This is a genomic window from Streptomyces sp. M2CJ-2 (genome assembly GCF_016757295.1).
Lineage (GTDB): Bacteria > Actinomycetota > Actinomycetes > Streptomycetales > Streptomycetaceae > Streptomyces.
This window is the reverse complement of record NZ_JAESIF010000339.1, coordinates 1-247: the sequence shown is the minus strand read 5'-3', so window position 1 is coordinate 247 and position 247 is coordinate 1. Positions and strand designations below refer to the sequence as shown.

Sequence of the window (247 nt, the reverse complement as noted above, 5' to 3'; positions counted from 1 at the left end):
GTCCGCCAGCCGGGCCGCCTGCGCCCGCACCGCCTCGATGCCGCGCCCCGACAGCACCCACGGCACCACCGGCAGGGTGACCGTCCCGGGCACGGACTCGCTGTCCTCGCACGGGGCTTCCTCGATGATCACGTGCGCGTTGGTCCCGCTGATCCCGAACGACGACACACCCGCCCGGCGGGGGCGCTCGCCCCGCTCCCACGCGCGTGACGAGGTCAGCAGCTCCACCGCGCCGGCCGACCAGTCG

1 protein-coding gene is annotated in these 247 nt (G+C 76.1%); it reads right to left on the bottom strand.

Annotation, left to right across the window (positions count from 1 at the left end):
• The coding region (locus JL475_RS39540; protein WP_272933046.1) for a ketoacyl-synthetase C-terminal extension domain-containing protein at positions 1-247 on the bottom strand (247 nt) is incomplete at both ends.